The organism is Streptococcus sp. ST16, from assembly GCF_046098135.1.
In the GTDB taxonomy this organism is placed as follows: domain Bacteria; phylum Bacillota; class Bacilli; order Lactobacillales; family Streptococcaceae; genus Streptococcus.
On sequence record NZ_JBJUSE010000004.1, the window covers coordinates 96,693 to 117,741 of the forward strand.

The following is a 21,049-nucleotide window of genomic DNA, read 5'->3' on the forward strand; positions in this document are numbered from 1 at the left end:
TTTTTAGACATTATTTACTCCTTTTTATAAATTCTTGTGACTTTGGATACAAAAAGAACCGTGTCTTTGCTCCTAAGTCTGTGACCTAGGGGCGTCAGAAACGCGGTTCCACCCTAATTTATTACTTCATTGTTTTAAAAAATACGACAGAAAGCGCCAGTTTCTTACCTTGTCCTACTTGGCTCCCACTATCCCAAGCTCGCTTGAAGAACGCCATAAGACTTTCTTTCCTAGCTAGTATTATAGCAGATTTTCTAGCTAGTGTAAACCAAAAATGAGTCTGAAAACAAAGTTCCAGACTCATTTAATAGTAAAGCTTCAGAAAGTCCTGTTTAAGGATGTCTTTTCGCTTTTGGTTTTTTGCCATGAAGATTTTTCTTGGCTTGTTTCAATGCTGTAATGGCATCTTTGACATCTTCTTGACTCGCTCCTGGATCATTTAAGAGTCCCTGAGCTTCTTTAAAGGCTAGAAGATAAGCTGCTTTTTCTTTCTTATCTGCATAGATAAATCTCGCATTCTTTTCTTGAAAGAGACGTTCATCCTTGACCAGTTTCTTTAAACTAGAGAAGTCTGTGGCCTTGCCATTTAGTTTGCTTTTAGCTGTTGCTAGGACAATGAGAGATTGGTCAATTTGATCCTGTTTGACTTTAGGATTCACAGCTAGTAAGGCGATTTCTTGGAAGGCACGATCATAAGCTCGACGTACTTTTTCCTTGGCATTAGCATATCGTCCAGTTTTAGTCGTTGCATAGTAAGCTTTCATGGCTTCTTTCAAGGCCGCGACGTTCGAATCTTTTCCATCCAAAGCCTTACCAGCAGCTTCAAGACTAGCTAGAACTCCATCAATCAATTCTTGCTTCAACTTGCTTGACAAGGCTGACCGCGCTACTTGGAAAGCTTGATCATAAGCTTTTTTCTTATCTGCACTACTATTAAAGTAACGAGACGTTTCTACCAGTTCTTTTTGTTGATTTACCGCAGCAAGCAAGGCTAACTTAGACACGACAGATAGACGCAAAACATTATTTCGACCTGGCTGAACGAGCAATGAAACGAGATCTTCAAGGAGTTCATATCCAGTTGGCAAGGTGACTTGTACAGTATAACGACCTGTAGCAACTTTCTTGCCGAAGGCGTATTGACCGTATTTTTCAGCAGGAAGAGTAATCCTTGTACCATCTTCTCCTCTCAGAACCACTGTAGTCGTCTTTGGAACTGCTTGATTGAAGGAAACAGATACTGGTGCATATTCTAGGAGATTTGCTAGGAAAGTAATGGTTTGGAAACTATTTTCTTCCGTCAGGTCAAACTCTTGGGACAAGGCACTAATGAATTTCAATTCTGTTCGGTCATAACTGAAAATTTCTGCCGTATAATGACCAAACTGTAAGAAATGAATCGCCTTTGTCTTGTCAACATCGACATACTGTCCCTTGCTATTTTTAATTCGATAGACATAGAGGGTATCAATATCCTGATTTGTTTTTGCATCTTTCAAGGCGATTTTCACTCGACCACTATTTTGATCACGTACCAGTTCGGCAAGCGAGATATAGTCTACATTTCCTGCGTAGTCCTCTACAAGATAGTAAATATTAGCCTTGTCAACATCCTTAGGAAGCGTATAACTACCATCAGCATTGGCCTTAATCAGATGGGTGTTTTCAAACGCACGCGTTCCAGACTGGTCCTTTCCAGTTAGAACCATGGTCCCTTTCTGGTCAAATGGTGTGAGGTAGAAGACTTTTTCTGAAAGGATACCGCCTTGACCAACGTCTTTTGGTTTGCGAGCTACGAATTCTTGGTTTCCATCTTTAAAGCGAATATAACCGCTCGTGATAACAGGTTTTTGAGTGTCAATTTGAATTTTAAAGGTCGTGTATTGTTCTTTAGCTCCTGGAACGTCTGGTGTATAACTAATAACATAGTCATATAAACCATCCGCAACAGTATTGCCATCAAAATCCTGACCTCTCCAAGCAGTATTATCTAGAATATAACTCTTCAGATTTCTACTGTCACCATCAAAGTAATTCTTACGGAGATCCCTTGCATCGCCCTCCCAAATAGGATGTTCATGCTTGGTATCAGTAGCCGCATAAACAGTTGCCCGAAGATTTACAAGATTTCTCAAAGCAACCGTTTTGTACTCAACCAGGTCTTTGTTTCCATCATCGTTTGGAGAAATAGCAATACGGACATTCCCTTTTTCGTCCAACTGAAGAACATGCTTACCTTCAGCATTTTGTTCGATCCCAAGAACGGTAATTCTGCGTCCTTGGCGTTGACCTTGAGAAACTAGAAGGTCATTTTGCAAGGTTGCGAGATAGGTGGCATCATTAGAGGAGTTAACGGCAGGATTTTTCTTGTCTACTTCCGTGTAAAATCCATTTTCCCCTTCTCGAACAAGGTTATAAATTGGTTTTTCGACAGCGGGGAGATTTTGGAACTCTCCTCGGAAGCCCATAAATGCAAGACTCACAATATCCCCATCATCTGCTGGATCTACAAAGCGAACAAAACCTTCAAGGAAATAGCCATTTGGCATTTGTTTGCTGAGTTCAGCAGCAAATCTTCGAGCATCTACTTTAACGGTAACTGTTTGACTGCTGTGGGCTTTGACCGTCACTTCAGGCCAGACTGTCTCCGTTAGTTTTCGAGGTCGAAGGGTGAATTTCCCATCTTGGACTTCGTCTGTATTGGTATTCACTACCATCTTGAGAGTACGGTCAGTATCTGAAATATTGTGTACAGTGACCTTAAATGTAAATTGGTCTCCCACATTTCCTAATGTTACACTTGGATAACCATTTTCACCCGTTACATAGAGGTCTGTTGAGACTGCAGCAGCTGTATCCACAATCCCAGAACCTTGCTGACGAGGAGAGGTATAAGTGCCTGTTTCCTTATTGACATGTGGCTTTGCAGTTGACATGATTAAGGCCTTGACTGTCTCTGATACTTGCTCAGGAGTCAATTCTGGATGGTGTTTTTGAAGGTATTCTTTAATCAGAACGGCAACACCCGTAACGTGCGGAGCCGCCATACTAGTACCACTGATACTTCCGTAGGTATTGTCATTAAAGGATGAGTAGATATTGCCGCCAGGAGCCGTCACGTCTGGTTTCAATTGTCCATCAGTAGTCACTCCCCAACTTGAAAAGTCAGATAGCTGATTGGCTACATCAGAAGGGCGATTATCCATCTTATCATTAAAAACAATCCTGTATTTTCCTGATTTTAAGGCTTCACCATACTGTTTAGAAATAAATACAGAAGGAATTTTCTTTGCTTCATCATCAATAGACATATTAATGTTTGCACCTTCTACATTATTGTAGATTAAGGCACCAAGTGCACCATGTTTTCGTGCATTTTTGATTTTCTCTGAAAAGTTCATGGCTCCACGCTGAATGAGGGCAAGTTTTCCAGTTAAATCCAACTTCGCAAAGTCTTCTTCACGACCTAACCCTGCTTCGACGTATTCATACTCTTTTCCTTTTTCAAAGTCCTTATCTGCTTCAGGTTGATTATAATCAAATTTTCCGTTATGAAGGCTAGCATTCCCCTCTAAACCTTTGACTTCAAAGATTGCTGTCGTCAATGTTTTGTTGTTGACAGAAGCAACTGAAATTGAGTCTTCAACAGTGGATGGATTTCCAACTAAGCCATAGTCTGGATTTTCTGCTAGTGGTTTTGAATAACCATTTCCGAATGTATTGCTATTTCCTGCTGAGATGAGAACAGATACTCCCTTAGCACGAGCCCGTTTGATGGCATCCACGATGTCAGAACCAGCATCCACCATAGAACCTGTGCTAGATCCCAAACTCATATTAATAGCATCAGCTCCCAAGGCAACCGCGTCATCAATCGCTTTTACATAAAGGGCTGAACTTGTCGTTTTTTGACGATCTGAGAAGACACGCATAAACATGACTTGGGCTTCTGGTGCTACACCATAGACCTTTTCACCATTCGGTGCTTCTTTATCAGGATTTCCAGCAGCAATCCCTGTTACGTGCATCCCATGAGAGGTTCTTTCTGCTTCTTTGATCTTATCCGTTCCGTCAAAGTAGTCATAGGCATAGACAACCTTATCGCTATACCATTTACCGTAATCGATTCCAGCAGCCTTTTTAGCTGCTTCGATGGCTTCCTTGTTTTTAAATTTTGCTTTTGACGGATCCGAAATTCGAAGAACCTCATGATTCAAATCAAGTCCAGAGTCAATAATGGCAACAACGGTCCCTGTTCCCTTGTAACCAGCCTTCCAAGTTTTCGGTACTGTGATGATATCATTGCTTGAAAGACTATTGGGTTTTGCAGACTCAGCTTTTTCTTGTTCTTTTTCAGTAGTTGCTGTTTCTCCAGCAGTTTTAGGAGTTGTCGTTGCTGGAGCCTCTTTTTTCTCTATGGTAGAGGCCTTCTCAGTGGCAGGAGCTGTACTGGTAGCGACTGTTGTTTCTTTTTGGACGACACCTCGATTTCCTTCATTTGCAACTGCGCTATCTTTTCCTGATTCTTGAGATTCGACAGTTTTATCAACTGGGGCTTCTACCCTAGCATCTTGTTTACTAGCATCCTCTTTAGAAGTTTCAACTTCCTGTTTCTCTCCAGCTACTGGAGCTATCACATTAGTATTGGTTTGGTCAGTTGAAGAGCTTGAGTGTTTATCATCTTTTATCTCTGTCTTGATTTCCTGAGTTTGAGCTTGATTTTCACCTGTACTCTGCTCATTGGCACTGACTTGACTTGCTCCAAAAACCAAAGCAGTTCCTAGTAAAACTGAAGCAAGACCAAATTTGTATTTCCGTAATGAAAAACGTTGTCGTCTATCCATAAATAATCTCCTTTTTCTTTAAAGTATACCTATTATAACGCAAATAATCAAAAATTTTCATAAAAATCTGAATTGTCACAAAAATGTAATATTTGCGTATATTTTTATCTTGTTTAATTTTATTATTCGTGTTATTTGCTCTATCAAACCAATATTTTCTAAATTCGTTCATATATTTCAACTCATAAAATTATTTCATTATACAAACAATTTAGATTTTTTATACAAAAAAAGACTAGGATTTAAAATTCCTAGTCTTTGTTATTTCGGTATAAATAGATTATACAAACTAAAAATCCATCTCATCCACACGTGGTGCGCCCGAAGTCACTGAAATTGTCTTTAAGACTTCTCGCTCGTCTTTGCTGAGTTCAATTCCAAAACAGTCAAGATTGCTCTGGATGCGAGAGGCTGTCACTGACTTAGGTAGAGGTAAAAAACCTTCTGCCAAACTCCAAGCCAAGGCAATTTGAGCCACTGATTTCCCATACTTAGCAGCAATTTCTTGGACTTCTTTCTGTTCAAACAACTCCCCTTGCCCAAAAGGCCCCCAAGCCTCTAGGAGAATTCCTTTCTCTCTACAGTAGTCAACCACTTCCTCTTGATAAACTCCTGGTGCCAAGCGTACCTGATTGACCGCCGGAATGACTCTTACTGTCTCAAGCAAAGAATCCAAATGATGGGGAAGGAAATTACTAACGCCGATAGCACGGGTTTTGCCTTCTTTGTAAAGATCCTCCATCGCTCGCCAGACTTCAGCATTGCGAGTTTTCCATTCGTCATTTTCTCTTAGTGGTTTTGGATTTGGCCAATGGATAAGGTACAAATCTAGATAATTCAATCCCAGTTTTTCCATTGATTCTTCAAATGCTTGGCGGGTTTCATCATAGCTGTGATTGGTATTCCAAAGTTTAGTCGTTACAAAGATTTCTTGGCGTGGAACACCGCTATCTCGAATAGCACGACCAACACTCTCCTCATTTTTATAGATAGCTGCAGTATCGATATGACGATAACCAGCCTTTAAAGCTTCTAAAACAGCTTGGTAGGCTACTTCTCCATTTTCAGCCTTCCATGTTCCAAATCCTAGAACAGGAATTGAAACTCCATTATTTAGGGTATATGATTTCATCCTTTTTCCTTTCTATGTGAAGAAAATCTAAAGAAACAGAATCCTGATTACCAGTACACTTGCTCCTTTAGATTTTAACAATTATTGATCACGATCGTAATAGATCTCGTGAGACTTCAAGCGAGAATTGAGCAATTCGGGGACGGTTACAAATGTATACCCTTCACCCTTTAAATACTCAATGACACTTGGTAGGGAATTAACAGAAGGACCATGGATATCATGCATGAGAATGATAGAACCATTACGAACCTGACGTTGAATCTCTGTCAAAATGGCTGTCTCATTCTTACTCTTCCAGTCTAAACTATCCACATCCCACATGATAAAACTCAAGTCAAGGCTATTTCGAATATCATCAGTAATGGCACCATAAGGTGGGCGCATCAGTTTAGAGCTTGATCCTAAAACTTGAGTCAACAAATCTTCTGTATCAGTGATTTGCTTTTTAGCATCTTCGAGAGATAATTTAGAAAGGACAGGATGATCCCAGCTATGATTTCCCACAACATGACCTTCCGATTTCATTCGTTTCAGAAGATCTTCATTTCCTGCTATGTTTTTTCCAAGTACAAAGAAGGTTGCCTTTACACCGTACTTAGCTAAGGTATCCAAAGCTTGTGGAGTTGTAGTCGGATTTGGACCATCATCAAAGGTCAAGGCTACAACCTTTTTATTTTTCTTAGCAAAGTAAGCTTGGTAAAGTTCAGCATCCTTTTCTAATAGATAAGAGGACTCAATGACATCAAAGAAACTGGATATTGGTAAAGCAATTTCTTCAACAGTCTCTTCAGAATTAGCAGGATAAAGGATGATTTGACTATCTTTATAATCAAAACTCCAAGATGATAAGTCCTGATCTGTGAAGTTTTTTACAACTTGATCAATTTTTGCCTGGTCAAGTTTCTTATCTTCTAGAGTTGATTTGATTTGACTCAGTAGGAGTTCCTTAGCCTTTTTAGCATCCTTGAAAAGCCTACTAAGATCAAAAGTTTTCCCATCTTCAGTCAAGAAAATTTTCCCTAGAGAGGTCTTTTCTTTTTCTTCAACTTTCGTTGCAGACAAATCGTAGACTTGCTTACTGATATTACGAGTAACAACTCCCTTTAAGACGGGATCCAACTGCTCTGTATAATAAAAGACCAAATCCTCTTTATCTTCTAGATTTTCTTTGATATCCTGGTTGATCTTTTCTCTAACAGATGCAATGACCTCCTCTCCTTGCAGAGGGTAGTAGGCAATCACCTCAGCTTGCCCTTTTCGGAAATGGTCCTTCTGACTACCTGAGTTGAATTGCTGGTCCTTTTCGCTTTTTAGCGCTTCAATTTTTTGTTCATAAGATTGCTTTTGTAGAACCTTGTAGCCAATGGCACTTCCCAAAAGAATCATAGTGATTCCTAAGATTCCAACAAAGGAAAGCAATAACCTTCTCTTTTTATCGTGAGAAACACGGTTCATATTTTTCTTCATAATTCCATCATATCAAATCAAAGCTATTATTTCAATGATAAACAGGTAATCTAGCTCCATTTCAAAAAATAAAGAAAAAGCTTAGAATTCTCTAAGCTTCTATTTAAAAGCGAATTGCTTCACGTGTTTTTTCATATGAAGTTACAAAACGATTTGTAACTCCTGGTTCTGCAACTTCCAAGGCTTGAGAAATCTTCTCAAATGATGCCCGATAGTCAAACTCTTTCTCAAAAATTTCAAGTGCTTCGTTGAAAGCCTCTTGGATTCGTTCATCAAAGGAACGATAGCGATTTGAGTATTGGAGAAGTTGCTCTGTCAAAATCGCATACTGAACAATATCGTATGTTTCTGTCTCAAGTACTGCCATATCATTCGTTGCAATTTCAAGAATTCGCTTAACAGATTCAATATTAACCTGCGGTTGTTCTAGCTCCGCCATCAAATCTTCAGTGTTATGACTTGCAGTAAAGAAGAGCTTCAAGAAACTTTGAGGGATACCTGGTAAGTTTCGCTTCTCCATATAACGTTTGATGGTGTGCAAACGATTTACATAGACATTTGCTTTTTGGCGAGCATTGAGGTCATCTTTTTCAATTTGCGCAAGTCGTTCGCTCACAGAAATTTGCTCATCTTCAATATCTTTGAGATTGCTTTGAAGCATTTCCAACTGTTCTTCAAGAACAGAATAGGCTTGAGCAGATTCTCTTTGATCCTCTGTTACTTCTAAAATAGCAGCATCAAGTGCAGCCAATTCTTCTTGAAGTCGGCGGACATGATTGCCATCACTTTCTGGAAGAAGATAAGTTTTATTCAGGCGTTCAAGGTCCTGAACAAGCACCTGGTTATTTTCCTTCAAGTGGTTGAGATAGGTTGGAAGTGTTGAAAGGAGATTCTCAACGACTTTTTGAGCCTCAATTTCACGAGTGAAAATATCATAAAGTGCGTTGATTTCTTCTTGAATACGATTATTTTCATACTCCGCATTGTCCAACTCCAACTGACGAATGTTTTCTTGATTATTCTTCAAAGATTCATGCAAAAGTTGGAAACGTGACTCGATATCTGTTTCAGTAAAGTGGTAGTTGGCATCCAACAGCTTGCGGTAGCCTTCTTCCAAATCTGCTAATTGATCTGGTAGTTCCTTTGTCAAGGTTTCAACAAGAGCTGGAATCCGATCAACGATGTGTGTCAATGCAAGAATATGATTTTCAGTATCATCTAAGATTGCTGCAGCTTCAACTGGGTCACCTGATGAGTTAAGGGTAACGAATTGAGAGAATTCCGATTGGATATTTTCCAATTGTTTCTCAATCTCAGGAAGAGCTTTCCCATATTTCTCTGAGTCCTCTGCAACCGTATGTTGAAGGGTTTCAAACAAGTCCAAAGCATGTAGGACGCGACCACTATTCTTAGACTCTTGCTTTTCGAGTTCAGAAAGGGCATTGCGAATAGCTGCAATATCTTCTTCAATCAAACTAATCTGGCTTTCAATTTGATCAATCTTGTGAGCTGCTTTAAAGAAACGGAAAGAATTATTGTAGTTTTCAGCTTCAAAGAGGTGATTTTCGATGTCTGCAAATGAGTTCAGAGATAAATCAACCCATTTTTGATTCCATTCACGAAAGGTTACCTGACTTTGACCAATCAAGTGCATATTTTTAACGGCTTCAACCTCATCATTTACAGGAAGATTGTAGAGTTCTTCTTTTCTTTCTTCAAGCGCCGTTAATCTGCTTACATTACGCTTACGTAGAAAAATGGCTGTTACATAAGCTAAAATCAAAATGACCGCAATCGCAACCATTAGATAAATTAGTTGTCCATTAGACATATCAAACTCCTTTTATACTAGAAACAATCGTAATGATTATATCATATTTTTTAAACCAAGGGAACTATTTCCCACATTTTTTAGACGTCAAGTGTACTGTAAACAGCGTTTTCTTCGATAAATTCGCGACGAGGCTCTACCCGATCGCCCATCAACATATCAAAGATTCTATCTGCTTCAGCAGCATCATCTACTGAAACACGCGCCATCAAGCGATGTTCTGGATCCATGGTTGTTTCCCACAATTGGTGATCATCCATTTCTCCTAATCCCTTATAACGTTGGATGGTTGGCTTTGAGCGCCCTTCACTATGACGTGCTAAGGCTTCTTGGAGTTTAATTTCTTGATCTGTACCTGGCTGGATGTATTCTTTGATCTCACTTCCAACTTTAACCCCATAAATCGGTGGTTGGGCAATATAAACATAACCAGCTTCTAGGATTGGTTTCATGTAGCGGTAAATCAAGGTTAGCAAGAGAGTTCGAATGTGGGCACCATCGACATCGGCATCGGTCATCAAAACGAGTTTTTGGTAACGAGCCTTAGTAACATCAAATTCTGCGCCAAATCCTGTCCCCATGGCTGTGAAGAGACTCCGAATTTCTTCGTTAGCAAGAATTTTATCCATGCTAGCCTTTTCAACGTTCAAGATTTTACCACGAATTGGTAAGATAGCTTGGAACTCACGGTTACGACCAGATTTAGCTGATCCACCAGCTGAGTCTCCTTCGACGATGAAGAGTTCTGTTTCGGCTGGGTTGTTTGAAGAACAGTCTGCTAGTTTTCCTGGCAAATTGGAAATTTCCAAACCAGATTTTTTACGAGTGACTTCACGCGCACGTTTAGCAGCTACACGAGCCTTGGCAGCCAAAATCCCTTTTTCCACGATACGCTTGGCGATCTGTGGATTTTCCATGAGAAAATCAGAGAAGGCATCGCTGAAGAGGCGATTGGTAATCTTGACTACTTCACTATTGCCCAGCTTTGTCTTGGTTTGTCCTTCAAACTGCGGATTTGGATGCTTGACAGAGATCACAGCAGTTAAGCCTTCACGAACATCTTCCCCTGTTAGGTTGTCTTCATTGTCTTTTAGTAATTTATTTTTACGAGCATAATCGTTGATAACACGCGTCAGTGCTGTACGGAAACCTTGCTCATGCGTACCACCTTCATGGGTGTGAATGTTATTGGCGAAACTCATAACATTTTCGTGGTAACCGGTTGTGTACTGCATGGCTACTTCAACAGTAATATCATCCATCTCACCGTCTGTGTAGATTGGTGTGTCAAAAATCACATCCTTGTTCTCGTTGATATATTCAACATAGCTAGCAATCCCACCCTCATAGTGGTAATGTTTAGTCTGTTCGAGACCTTCACGCTTATCTGTGATGGAGATTCGAAGACCTCGGTTCAAAAAAGCTAGTTCTTGAATACGTTTATTCAATTTGTCAAAATCAAAGGTCGTTGTTTCTGTAAAAATCTCTGGATCCGGCGTGAAGTGAACTGTTGTTCCGGTTCTATCCGTATCCCCAATCACCTCAAGATCAGCAACGACATTCCCACGGTGGTATTCTTGATAATAAATTTTTCCGTTTTTGTGAACATGGACATCTAGTTGGGTTGAAAGAGCATTTACTACTGATGAACCCACACCGTGCAATCCACCTGATACCTTGTATCCCCCACCGCCGAACTTTCCTCCAGCGTGAAGAACAGTAAAGACGGTCTCAACAGCAGGACGTCCTGTCTTTTCCTGAATGTCAACAGGGATACCACGTCCATCATCCACAACGGTGATGGAATTATCTGGCTCAATAAGGACTTGGATATGACTGGCAAATCCTGCTAAGGCTTCATCAATTGAATTATCAACGATTTCCCATACTAGATGGTGAAGGCCTTCTTTTGAGGTCGATCCAATATACATACCTGGACGCATACGAACAGCTTCCAGCCCCTCCAAAACTTGAATTTGACTGGCATCATAATCCTGTGCCTGTTGATTTTTGATTTCTTCTGTCATTTTTTCCCTTTTCTTACATGTCTATTGCTTGTCTCAGTGTCACAACGTTTTTAAAAAGATAGGCATCTAAGCCGGCAGCTTTCCCTGCTTCTACATCAATGTTCCTATCTCCAATGGCCAAACCTGATGAGATATGATATTTATCACGTAAATAAATCATGGACTCAGGATCTGGTTTTCGTTTAAAACCGGAACTGGCAGTCACTACTTCTGTGAAGTAGTTCGCTATCTGGGTCTTAGAAAGAAGTTCCAGAACTTGGTCATTTCGATGAGAAACCAAGAAATGGCGACCACCCTTGTCAGAGATATCTTTGAGTAACTCTGGAATTCCCTCAAACAAAACTGGGTTCTCTAGCTCACGTGCTTCATTTTCTTTGTAGTTCTCTAAAAAATCCTCGATGGCTGGGGCAAACTTCTCAATGGCAAAAGCTGTAGAAACCTTCAAGGCTTCGTAAACACGGTCGTGTTCTTGCTCTATTCCGTATTGGGCTAAGGTCTCTACAAAGGCCGCTGTAGAAGTCTCATAATTATCCAATAGGGTACCACCTAAATCCCATATATAGTCACGATATTTCATACCCCTCATTATACCATTTTTTTACAAAAAAAGCGATGATTTCCTAGATTTTTCCAAGCAAAAACGAGAGCCGAACTCTCGTCTTACTGTTAATTTCCAAAGACATCTTGATAGAGCATGCCGACTCGTAAACTTTCTGCATCTCCTCCCAACTGCTCTACCAACTCATAGGCAAAGGCAAGGGCAGTTGACGGTCCTCGGCTAGTTGTTAGATTGCCATCCACAACTACTGTTTCCTTTCGGTAAATTCCGTCACTGATGTTTTCCTGAACACCGTCATAACAGGTAAAGTGCTTGTGTTTCAGCACACCTGCTTGATGGAGGGCGATTGGAGCTGCACAGATAGCTGCAATTTTCTTTCCTGCTTGTTCAAAGGCTTTAATCTCAGAAATGAGGGCTTGATTATCCCGTAGGTGAGCTGAGCCTGGCATACCACCTGGAAGAACTACCAAGTCATAGTCGGACAAATCGCCATCAAAGATACGGTCGGCTTTTACCTGAATGCCATGTGATCCTGTCACCTGCTCTTCAAATCCTACCATATCGCATGAAATGTTTGCTCGACGCAAGACATCAACTACTGTCAAGGCTTCAATTTCTTCAAAACCCTGGGCTAAGATAACTGCTACTTTTGCCATAGTGGCCTCCTTATTTGATTTGTTTTAGGACGATTTTCTTTCGTTTTAATGGAACTTTTCCACTTTTCTCCTCCGCCAGGTTGGTCTGGTAACTCATAGATAAGAGGAGACCGACACCGATGAGGTTACTAATAATAGCGGAGCCCCCTTGAGAAATGAAAGGCAGAGGAATCCCCGTCAAAGGAAGTAAGCCTGTCACGGCACCGATATTTTCAAAGATATGGAAGAGCAACATCATGATAAATCCAGTCGAAATGTAGGTGTAGAACTGGTTATTTGACCTGAGCGTAATCTTCAACATACGATAGATAAGAAGCAAGTACAGGGCAACGACAAAGACCGAACCAATGAAGCCAAAGTCTTCAGCAATTACGGTAAAAATCATATCACTTTCACGTACTGGAATGAGGAGATTGGACACATTGAAACCCTGTCCAAACAAGCCACCACTTCCAATCGCAATTTGCCCCTGCGCCTGTTGGTAAGTCGTTGTTTGCGCAAAGTCAAAGGGATTGAGCCAAGCCAAAATACGGTTGATCTGGTAGGTTGGCATCCCAATCTGATGCAAGAAGGCACGTCCATCCTTGCTTATAAAGATAGCCATGAAGCCTGCAACTGCAGTCACTCCTGTCGCAAAAACAGGAATGATAATCTTCCACGAAACACCTGAAAGGAGAACCATACCTGCAAAAATAGCTACAAAGACCAAGGCAGTCCCCAAGTCACTTTGTAGGGTTAGAAGGAGCAAGACTGGGATGGTAAAGGCAATCATCCAACCAATCAATAGGAAATCCAAAGGAATAGTCCGTTGCCATTCCTTGTGTTTTTGAGTGAATTGTACGATGACTCGAGCCAACATCAAGATATAGGAAATCTTCATGAACTCAGATGGCTGAAAGAGTGTCGTTCCACCAATCGATACCCAGTTCTTGGCACCTGTTGACGCTACAAGATTTGGATTGTAGAAAACAAGGGGGAGAACCATCAAAGCCAAACCTAAGCCATAAAGATAGGGAGTCACCTTCCATAAAAACTCAGTATTGAAGAACATGACCACAAAACCAATGACAAGGCCCAAGGAAATCCAAGCGATTTGCTGACCTAATATTGGTAACACATTATTTGGATAGTCATGACTAACTGCTATATAAATGGCCACTACTCCAATCACCAGTAAACAAAACACTGGTAGAAGGAGGCTATAATCAACTCGAGAGTCGAAGGAACGTTTCATATTTTTTACCTTTTCTCTTTCTTGGATTTTTCTTTCATTCTATTGCGACGGGATTGGAGAAAATCAGCTACTGCAGATTCTAGCTGATTTCTAGCAAGGACCCGAACCGTTCTTTCTTTTGACAAGGTCTGGGCGATTTGTTTGCCGTAACGCTTGCTGGCAACACGACTGTCTAAGATTACAGCAACCGAACCTTGATCAGACCGTCTAACAGTACGACCAAGGGCTTGTTTTAGTCGAATGATCGCCATCGGTAACTGATAATCATAGAAAGGATTTTTCCCTTCTTGACGCAGTTCTTGGTTTAACTTTTGGGTTAACGGCTCTTGGGGATTTTGGAAAGGCAATCTCGGAATCACTTGAATCACGCAAGGATGGGTTGAAAAATCAACTCCTTCCCAGAAACTGCCTGTTCCAAGCAAGATCTGGCGTTCGCCTTTTTCAAAACGTTTTTTCAGTTGGCTTGGTTCCCCATTTTTATACTGAGCTAGATGCGGTTGGTCGAGCAGGTCCGAAACTGCCAGCAACATTTCTTTTGAGGTAAACAAAACCAATAAAGGTTCTTGGAAGGCTTGTAAACCTCGGATAACAGAAGCCACTTCACTAGCATAGTCAGCAGGCGAAACTTCTGTCACAAGAGGAAAGTCATCAATTAGAAAGACTTCTTGTTGCTCCTGTTTTGCTACATCAAGCCTAACAAGCGGAGCATCTGGAAAGCCCAATAGATCTGCTAGGGAAACCCGATTGCTGATTTCAAGAGTTGCCGATACTCCTAGGAGCCTACAATCTTCTGGCAATAAATCCGCTAGTATAAAGCGTCCTTTTTTGCTTGAACAAATCAAGACATCCTTGCTCGATTTTTCTGCTGTAGCAAGCCAAAATTCACGGTCCGAGGTGAAAAAGTTTGCAATCTCTCTATACTCTGGGAGAGCTAGCTCCGAAAAATGCTGGCGCAACTGTTCAAGAGAATCCAACCACTTTCCATTCTTAAGACCTGACTGATAGTGCTCTATCAAGTAACGACATTCAAAGCCAATACTCTCAAGCAAACGCTTCTGAACCAAATCTTCCTCTGACTCTAAGGACTTATCAATTTGAGTTACAAGATCCTCAAGGCGATAAAACTGCTGGGCTAGATTTTCGAGAGCTAACAGCATTTTTTGAGCTTCATCCAAGATTACCAAACGGTTGTCGACAAACTCTGGATTGTCTTCCAAACGAGTGACCAGATAGGCATGATTGGTCAAGAGAACACGACTGGTCTTGACCTTTTCCTGCCCTCGTTTCCAAAAATCCTCTGTAGCAAATAGGCTTTTCTTTGAAAGCTTGCCATCGTGGACTAGTTCAGGCAGAAAGTGCTGGTAGCGATAAAGCTGCCCGATTTCGTCCAAGTCACCAGTCGATGTCTCCGTTAGCCAGATGAGCAGTTGCATTTTAAAGCGTGTGAAAAGGCGATTGGACTCTGATCGATAGAGAATTTGGTGAAAAGCATCCAGTTTTAAATAATTTTGAGGCCCCTTGAGACTATGAATCTCCAGATGGAAGACCTCTTTTAAGCGCTGACCTTCTTCTTGCATGATTTGATTTTGAAGAATTTTAGTCGGAACGCTCACTAGGACACCTGCTTGACTCTCCAAGTTCAAAGCTGGGAGGAGATAACCATAAGTCTTGCCCAGTCCTGTTTGAGCTTGGATGAAGGAAGTCTGGTGTTCTTCCAATAAGTGCTCAACCTTCTCCGCAAAATCCAGCTGTTGCGGACGCTCCTCCAGCCCCAATAAAGAAATGTTTTTAGCAAAATCTTTGGATAATTTGCGTGGGGCTAAAGCTTGACTTTCCTTTTTCAGGAAAAGTCCATGTAGTTCTATCAATTCTGGAGAGGACAGGAGAGATTGTTGCTGATAGACCTCCTCAATCACCAGATAGCTTTCGTAGAGAAGATTAGCTGCAAGGTTTAACAAGCTTTCTAAAAGCCCTTTAGGTAGCTCAAAAAGTTTTTGACGCATGTAAAGCAAGAGTTCAGCTGTTGCCTGAGCATCTGACAGGGCAGTATGGGCATGTTCCAGCTCAATGCCCAACTCTTGACAAAGGATACCTAAGTTATACTTTTCAAACTGAGGATATAGAACTTGGGCTAGCTCAACAGTATCCACCCGCGGTGTGCGCAATTCATATCCTTCAAAAAAGAGAAATTCTGCAAGAAGGTTAGCATCAAACTGTACATTGTGCGCAACAAAAATACCGTCCTTAACCAATTCAAAAATTTTTCCGGCCACCTGAGAAAACTCTGGTGCCGCAGCCAAACGCCGATCGGTCAGACCTGTTAATTCTTTGATATGAGAATCCAAGGGTTCGTGAGGATTGACATCAGTCGCATACTGATCGATGATTTCACCATTCTCAATCACCACAATGCCTACTTGAATAATTTTTGCCTTGCTTCCGGTGCTGGTCGCCTCTAAATCAACGACCACATACCGATCATTTCTCGCATTCATCATTAAAAATTATATCAAAAAAAGCATGATTTGACACCCCTCAACTTTGATAACAATCTCGCTTTCCTTTTGAGTTTGACTAAAAATCAAGACCTTAAAAGTGAGAATTCCTCGTAAGTTCAGCAGTTGATTGATGGTTCTGAGGTATTTGAAAACCTTATCAACAAACCTACATCAACATAAAAAGACAACCAAGGTATTAGCTGCCTTTTTGAGATATTTTTTTCATTGTTTTCGGAAGAGCTTTACTAATTTCTGTTGGCAAGACAAGATAGTTTTCTTGAGCAAGTTCTTGCGCGATAGCTGAATGAAGGTGAGTCGCTACCACCACTCTCTCATAGAGGCTGACTTGGTCAAACTGACCTGTAAATCCTGCAATCATCCCGGCCAGAGTATCTCCCATCCCACCAGTTGCTTGATAGGGGCCTCCAACTTCTAATTGATAATATTCAGGCTGACCAGCTTGCCAGATACGAGTTGCTGGACCCTTCTCGACTAGAATCGTTCCTTGAGGAAAAGCTGAAAGAGCTCTAGCAGTCGTCTCTGTATTTTGATGGTCAAGAACTATACCGGACAGTCTTTCCCATTCCTTTTGGTGGGGAGTTAGGATGAGCTGACTGGAAGGAAATGGTAACTGGCCATTTGCTAAGATGCCCAAAGCACCGCCATCTGCAATTAAAATCTGGTTTTTTCTGAGACTGTCAAAGACTCGTCTTACAAGTTCTTCTCCAAATGCATCCTCTCGCAAACCCGGACCTAACAAGACAACTTCTGCCTTTTCCAACTGTTCTTTTAACAATTGCTGGTCTTGAAGAGAAAATGCCATGGCCTCAGGTAAATGACTGTGCAGAGCCGGAATATTCTCCTTGTCCGTGCCAACAGTCACCAAACCTGCCCCACTTTTGACAGCTGCAATGGCTGACATGATAATAGCTCCCCCATAAGGATAGGTACCTCCTAGCAAGAGCAGACGACCGTAATCTCCCTTATGACTGTGACGAGAACGTTCAATAATGACTTTTTCTAATAAAGTTTGATCAATCACTTTCATCGTTTTTTCCCTCTCACTCCATTATACTACAAAAGGAGGGGCAAACCTCCTTCTATCTATTTTCCCTTAAATTCCGCAAAGGTCTGGAAGATTTTAGCTGCTACTGCTGGAGACGGAACTCCTTTTATCTCAACCGTGTCATCTGCATATGGAGTAAGGCCAGCAAATTCTCCTATCTGGACAGAATAGAGCGACGTCTTAAACAGTTCAATATCGTTTTGGTCATTTCCAAAAGCAATGAAGTTCTCCCCACATAACTTTTCAACAGTTGTCGCCTTATGAGTATCTGAGGGATTAACATAAAGGCACTTTTCATGCGCATGATAGGACAGATGGGCCTGCCCCAGTCTTTCTAACTGACCAAGCAGATCATCAAGCAAATCCTCATGGTCACCCATATAAACGACTACCTTAATCGGAATCCCTAAGTCCTCAAGTTTCTGATGACGAGCCACCTTTAAGGGATCCACACTAGAGATAAATGGAATTTTTTCCACAATCTGACCGCTATAGTCAAAGCAATCATCTGCAAAAAAAGGGAGATTGTAGGTCTGGCAATAATCCACTAGCTCCTGATAAACTCTAGCATCGAGATTCCTTTCGAAGATAGCCTTCCCCAAATGATAGGCTACGCCACCATTCAAACCTATGACCAAGCGCTGACTGAGTTCAGGACCTAATAAACCCAAGCAATCCCGATAAGAGCGGGCTGAGGCAAACACAAGCTCATGCCCATAATCTTCAGCCTTTAAAAGAACCTGCTGAATCTCCTCATCTATGGTCATGTAGTCAAAAGATAGCGTTCCATCCAGGTCAAATACGAATTTCATCTTACTAGTCCTTATTTAGTGTACGTAGCGCTGCCTGATAGGTTTGCTCCATGAGCATGGTAATGGTCATAGGGCCGACACCTCTTGGGACTGGCGTAATGTAGCTAGCAAGTGGTGCAACTGCCTCATAATCAACATCTCCACAAAGCTTGCCGTTTTCATCTCGGTTCATCCCAACGTCAATGACAACCGCTCCTGGTTTGACAAAGTCAGCAGTCACAAACTTAGCGCGACCGATTGCAACCACCAGAATATCTGCCTTAGCAGCCACCTTGGCAAGATGATGGGTGCGTGAGTGGGTCAAGGTCACTGTTGCATTCTTAGCCAAAAGAAGCTGAGCCATTGGTTTCCCAACGATATTGGAACGACCGATAACAACCGCATTTTTACCTTCTAGATCAATCCCATATTCATGAAACATCTCCATAATTCCTGCAGGTGTAGATGGAATCATAACTGGATGACCAGACCAGAGGCGACCCATGTTTAGCGGGTGGAAACCATCCACATCTTTTTCGGGGTCAATGGCTAATAAAACTGCCTCTTCATCAATATGTTTTGGTAAGGGTAATTGAACTAAAATCCCATGCCAAGCTGAATCTTGATTGTATTTGGCAATCAAGTCTAACAATTCCGCTTGTGTAATAGTTTCTGGAACTCGCACTACTTCACTACGGAAGCCAGCAGCTAGAGCTGACCGTTCCTTATTGCGAACGTAGACTTGGCTGGCTGGATTGTCCCCCACCAAAATCACCACCAAACCAGGAACTAGACCTGTTTCTTCTTTTAGTTTGGCAGTCTTTTCAGCTAACTGTCCTTGTAACTTAGCCGCAAGAGCCTTCCCATCAATAATCTGTGCCATATCTCTTCTCTTTTCTATCAGATATCCTCTATTATAACAAAAAATACCTTGTCATTCTAACATTTCTTGACTAATGGACCTTATAGTCTGAAACTATAAGAAAAAGCTCCTTTAGAGCTTTTATGCCTATTTATATTAGGTTAATCTATCATGTTTTCTTTTTAACCTTGGGAGCAGGTAGGACTTCATACATATCCTTGATTAGTTTCGCTAGAAATGACTTATCTTCAAGGTCTTCTAGTAAAATCATCTCTTTGGCTCCTTCATAAGGACGTTCAAGTCTAGTCTGTTCCAGCTGATCCATGACCACCTTCACAGGCTTTAGTAACAAACGATTATCATAGATTCCTCCAATAACCTTCCCACGATAATAAAGGATATACTCTCCCATCATAGGACGATAACTCATCTCTTCTAGTTCTGAAAACTGATCGAGAATAAAGTCTAAATATTCCTTACTTGAAGCCATGATTTCTACTCCACTTCTTCTAAAAATGAGGTCTTACAAAACCTTACTCAAAAATTCCTTGGTCCGTTGTTCTTGGGTTTGATCAAAAATTTCCTCTGGAGTTCCGTCTTCGACAACAGCACCATCTGCCATGAAGATAACACGGTCTGCTACCTCGCGAGCAAAGCCCATTTCATGAGTCACAATCACCATGGTCATCCCTGACTTGGCAAGGTCTTGCATAACAGCTAGAACTTCTCCAACCATCTCAGGGTCCAAGGCTGAAGTCGGTTCATCAAAGAGTAAAACATCTGGTTCCATGGCCAAACCACGTGCAATGGCAATCCGTTGTTGCTGGCCACCTGACAAACTCTGCGGATAGGCCGTCGCCTTATCTGGCAAGCCAACTTTTTCTAATAGTTCCTGCGCTCTCTTCTCCGCAACTTCCTTGCTTTCACCTTTAGTTTTGATTGGTGACAAAGTGATATTTTCCATGACCGTCATATTAGGAAAGAGGTTGAATTGTTGGAAAACCATGCCCATCTTTTCACGCATGGTAAAAAGGTCATTCTTCTTATCAGTGATATCAACTCCTTCAAAAATAACCTTACCTTTACTTGCTTCTTCGAGCAGATTCATCGAACGAAGGAGGGTTGATTTCCCGCTACCTGACGGACCGATAATTACCACAACTTCTCCTCGTTTGATTTCAAGGTCAATTCCTTTTAAAACTTCGTTTTTCCCAAAAGACTTATGTAGTTCTTCAATTTTAATCAAGGTTTCTGTCATTATTTCTTGTCTCCTTGTCCAATGTAATTTTCAAATGCCTTCAAAGCCACTGTCAAAACAGAGGTCATAATCAAGTAGTAAAAGGCTGCAAATAAAAGAGGAGTCAGCGGTAAATAAGTTGTTGTTGCTACTGTCGTTGCACCATTCCACAACTCCATCACCCCAATCGCAGACAAGAGGGAACTATCCTTGATAATGGTGATAAATTCATTTCCCAGAGCTGGAAGAATATTTTTGATAGCTTGTGGCAAAATGACATAACGCATGGCATTTTTGGGACGAATACCAAGAGAGTAAGCGGCCTCTAACTGACCTTTAGGAACCGCATTGATCCCCGCACGAACAGTTTCTGAAACGTAAGCTCCACTGTTCATAGAAATAATCAGAATACCAGGAATCAAACGAGAAAGATCAACTCCTAAGATTCCCACTTGGATAGTCGGAGCATTGATATGCATAAGAGCAAAGGCAATCATAATCTGAACCATCATCGGAGTTCCACGGAAGATCCAAACATACACATTTGCAAACCAAACGAGCGGTTTAAAGCGTGATCGCTGAGCAAAGGCCAGTAACACACCTATAATAGTTCCTAAGCAGACAACAAAGATGGAAATTAACACGGTAATCAGAGAACCATAGTTAAAATACGGTAAATACTTTGGTAAAAAAGAAAAATTCATATTCAATCAACTTTCTATGTATTAGATTGTATGATTATAACATGAATTGAATTAAAATGCAATCCTTTTTCACCAATTTTAACAACTAACTTGTTAGAATGGAGAAATAGAAAGAAATCACAGTTTTTTTCTAGTCAA

General features: G+C 41.1%; 15 protein-coding genes. All 15 read right to left on the reverse strand.

Features of this window, described 5'->3' with window-relative positions; all coding sequences use genetic code 11:
• Window positions 1-332: 332 nt before the first annotated feature.
• Window positions 333-4,844 carry a S8 family serine peptidase gene (locus ACIY14_RS04290; RefSeq protein WP_409001650.1) on the reverse strand — a complete coding sequence of 1,504 codons (4,512 nt, stop codon included), beginning with the start codon at window positions 4,842-4,844 and terminating at the stop codon, window positions 333-335.
• Window positions 4,845-5,133: 289 nt separating this feature from the next.
• On the reverse strand, window positions 5,134-5,976 hold the full coding sequence (locus ACIY14_RS04295) for an aldo/keto reductase (RefSeq protein ID WP_409001651.1): 843 nt from the start codon (window positions 5,974-5,976) through the stop codon (window positions 5,134-5,136).
• Window positions 5,977-6,057: 81 nt separating this feature from the next.
• Window positions 6,058-7,446: a peptidoglycan-N-acetylglucosamine deacetylase PgdA gene (gene pgdA, locus ACIY14_RS04300; protein WP_409001652.1), complete on the reverse strand. Its 1,389-nt coding sequence runs from the start codon at window positions 7,444-7,446 to the stop codon at window positions 6,058-6,060.
• A 103-nt stretch (window positions 7,447-7,549) separates the two neighbouring features.
• Window positions 7,550-9,277 (reverse strand): septation ring formation regulator EzrA, encoded by a 1,728-nt coding sequence (gene ezrA, locus ACIY14_RS04305; protein WP_409001653.1) that lies wholly within the window; start codon window positions 9,275-9,277, stop codon window positions 7,550-7,552.
• Window positions 9,278-9,357: 80 nt separating this feature from the next.
• Complete coding sequence (gene gyrB, locus ACIY14_RS04310) at window positions 9,358-11,304, reverse strand: DNA topoisomerase (ATP-hydrolyzing) subunit B (protein WP_409001654.1); 1,947 nt, start codon at window positions 11,302-11,304, stop codon at window positions 9,358-9,360.
• A gap of 13 nt (window positions 11,305-11,317) precedes the next feature.
• Window positions 11,318-11,881 carry an HAD-IA family hydrolase gene (locus ACIY14_RS04315; protein ID WP_409001655.1) on the reverse strand — a complete coding sequence of 188 codons (564 nt, stop codon included), beginning with the start codon at window positions 11,879-11,881 and terminating at the stop codon, window positions 11,318-11,320.
• A gap of 89 nt (window positions 11,882-11,970) precedes the next feature.
• Window positions 11,971-12,519 (reverse strand): DJ-1 family glyoxalase III, encoded by a 549-nt coding sequence (locus ACIY14_RS04320; protein WP_409001656.1) that lies wholly within the window; start codon window positions 12,517-12,519, stop codon window positions 11,971-11,973.
• 10 nt (window positions 12,520-12,529) lie between these two features.
• Window positions 12,530-13,753 (reverse strand): FtsW/RodA/SpoVE family cell cycle protein, encoded by a 1,224-nt coding sequence (locus ACIY14_RS04325; protein WP_409001657.1) that lies wholly within the window; start codon window positions 13,751-13,753, stop codon window positions 12,530-12,532.
• A gap of 5 nt (window positions 13,754-13,758) precedes the next feature.
• On the reverse strand, window positions 13,759-16,248 hold the full coding sequence (locus ACIY14_RS04330; RefSeq protein ID WP_409001722.1) for a bifunctional DnaQ family exonuclease/ATP-dependent helicase: 2,490 nt from the start codon (window positions 16,246-16,248) through the stop codon (window positions 13,759-13,761).
• Window positions 16,249-16,447: 199 nt separating this feature from the next.
• On the reverse strand, window positions 16,448-17,299 hold the full coding sequence (locus ACIY14_RS04335) for an NAD(P)H-hydrate dehydratase (protein ID WP_409001658.1): 852 nt from the start codon (window positions 17,297-17,299) through the stop codon (window positions 16,448-16,450).
• Between the two features lie 56 nt (window positions 17,300-17,355).
• The gene (locus ACIY14_RS04340) at window positions 17,356-18,129 is read right to left on the reverse strand and encodes an HAD hydrolase family protein (RefSeq protein WP_409001659.1); all 774 of its coding nucleotides are present in this window, start codon (window positions 18,127-18,129) and stop codon (window positions 17,356-17,358) included.
• 4 nt (window positions 18,130-18,133) lie between these two features.
• A complete protein-coding gene (locus tag ACIY14_RS04345; protein WP_409001660.1) occupies window positions 18,134-18,991 on the reverse strand; it encodes a bifunctional methylenetetrahydrofolate dehydrogenase/methenyltetrahydrofolate cyclohydrolase in 858 nt (285 codons plus the stop codon).
• Between the two features lie 148 nt (window positions 18,992-19,139).
• Window positions 19,140-19,460, reverse strand: a complete 321-nt coding sequence (locus ACIY14_RS04350; RefSeq protein ID WP_409001661.1) for a TfoX/Sxy family protein — start codon at window positions 19,458-19,460, stop codon at window positions 19,140-19,142.
• Between the two features lie 33 nt (window positions 19,461-19,493).
• Complete coding sequence (locus ACIY14_RS04355) at window positions 19,494-20,228, reverse strand: amino acid ABC transporter ATP-binding protein (protein WP_409001662.1); 735 nt, start codon at window positions 20,226-20,228, stop codon at window positions 19,494-19,496.
• Window positions 20,228-20,911 (reverse strand): amino acid ABC transporter permease, encoded by a 684-nt coding sequence (locus ACIY14_RS04360; protein ID WP_409001663.1) that lies wholly within the window; start codon window positions 20,909-20,911, stop codon window positions 20,228-20,230. The genes ACIY14_RS04355 and ACIY14_RS04360 overlap by 1 nt, the downstream gene beginning before the upstream one ends.
• Window positions 20,912-21,049 lie beyond the last annotated feature (138 nt).

Bases quoted from the DNA above. Each gene is read 5' to 3' on its own strand.
- ACIY14_RS04345 (WP_409001660.1), bottom strand. From the start codon at position 18,991: ATGGCACAGATTATTGATGGGAAGGCTCTTGCGGCTAAGTTACAAGGA.
- gyrB (WP_409001654.1), bottom strand. From the start codon at position 11,304: ATGACAGAAGAAATCAAAAATCAACAGGCACAGGATTATGATGCCAGT.
- ACIY14_RS04315 (WP_409001655.1), bottom strand. From the start codon at position 11,881: ATGAAATATCGTGACTATATATGGGATTTAGGTGGTACCCTATTGGAT.
- ezrA (WP_409001653.1), bottom strand. From the start codon at position 9,277: ATGTCTAATGGACAACTAATTTATCTAATGGTTGCGATTGCGGTCATT.
- ACIY14_RS04355 (WP_409001662.1), bottom strand. From the start codon at position 20,228: ATGACAGAAACCTTGATTAAAATTGAAGAACTACATAAGTCTTTTGGG.
- ACIY14_RS04340 (WP_409001659.1), bottom strand. From the start codon at position 18,129: ATGAAATTCGTATTTGACCTGGATGGAACGCTATCTTTTGACTACATG.
- ACIY14_RS04360 (WP_409001663.1), bottom strand. From the start codon at position 20,911: ATGAATTTTTCTTTTTTACCAAAGTATTTACCGTATTTTAACTATGGT.
- ACIY14_RS04325 (WP_409001657.1), bottom strand. From the start codon at position 13,753: ATGAAACGTTCCTTCGACTCTCGAGTTGATTATAGCCTCCTTCTACCA.
- ACIY14_RS04290 (WP_409001650.1), bottom strand. From the start codon at position 4,844: ATGGATAGACGACAACGTTTTTCATTACGGAAATACAAATTTGGTCTT.
- pgdA (WP_409001652.1), bottom strand. From the start codon at position 7,446: ATGAAGAAAAATATGAACCGTGTTTCTCACGATAAAAAGAGAAGGTTA.
- ACIY14_RS04350 (WP_409001661.1), bottom strand. From the start codon at position 19,460: ATGGCTTCAAGTAAGGAATATTTAGACTTTATTCTCGATCAGTTTTCA.
- ACIY14_RS04335 (WP_409001658.1), bottom strand. From the start codon at position 17,299: ATGAAAGTGATTGATCAAACTTTATTAGAAAAAGTCATTATTGAACGT.
- ACIY14_RS04295 (WP_409001651.1), bottom strand. From the start codon at position 5,976: ATGAAATCATATACCCTAAATAATGGAGTTTCAATTCCTGTTCTAGGA.
- ACIY14_RS04330 (WP_409001722.1), bottom strand. From the start codon at position 16,248: ATGAATGCGAGAAATGATCGGTATGTGGTCGTTGATTTAGAGGCGACC.
- ACIY14_RS04320 (WP_409001656.1), bottom strand. From the start codon at position 12,519: ATGGCAAAAGTAGCAGTTATCTTAGCCCAGGGTTTTGAAGAAATTGAA.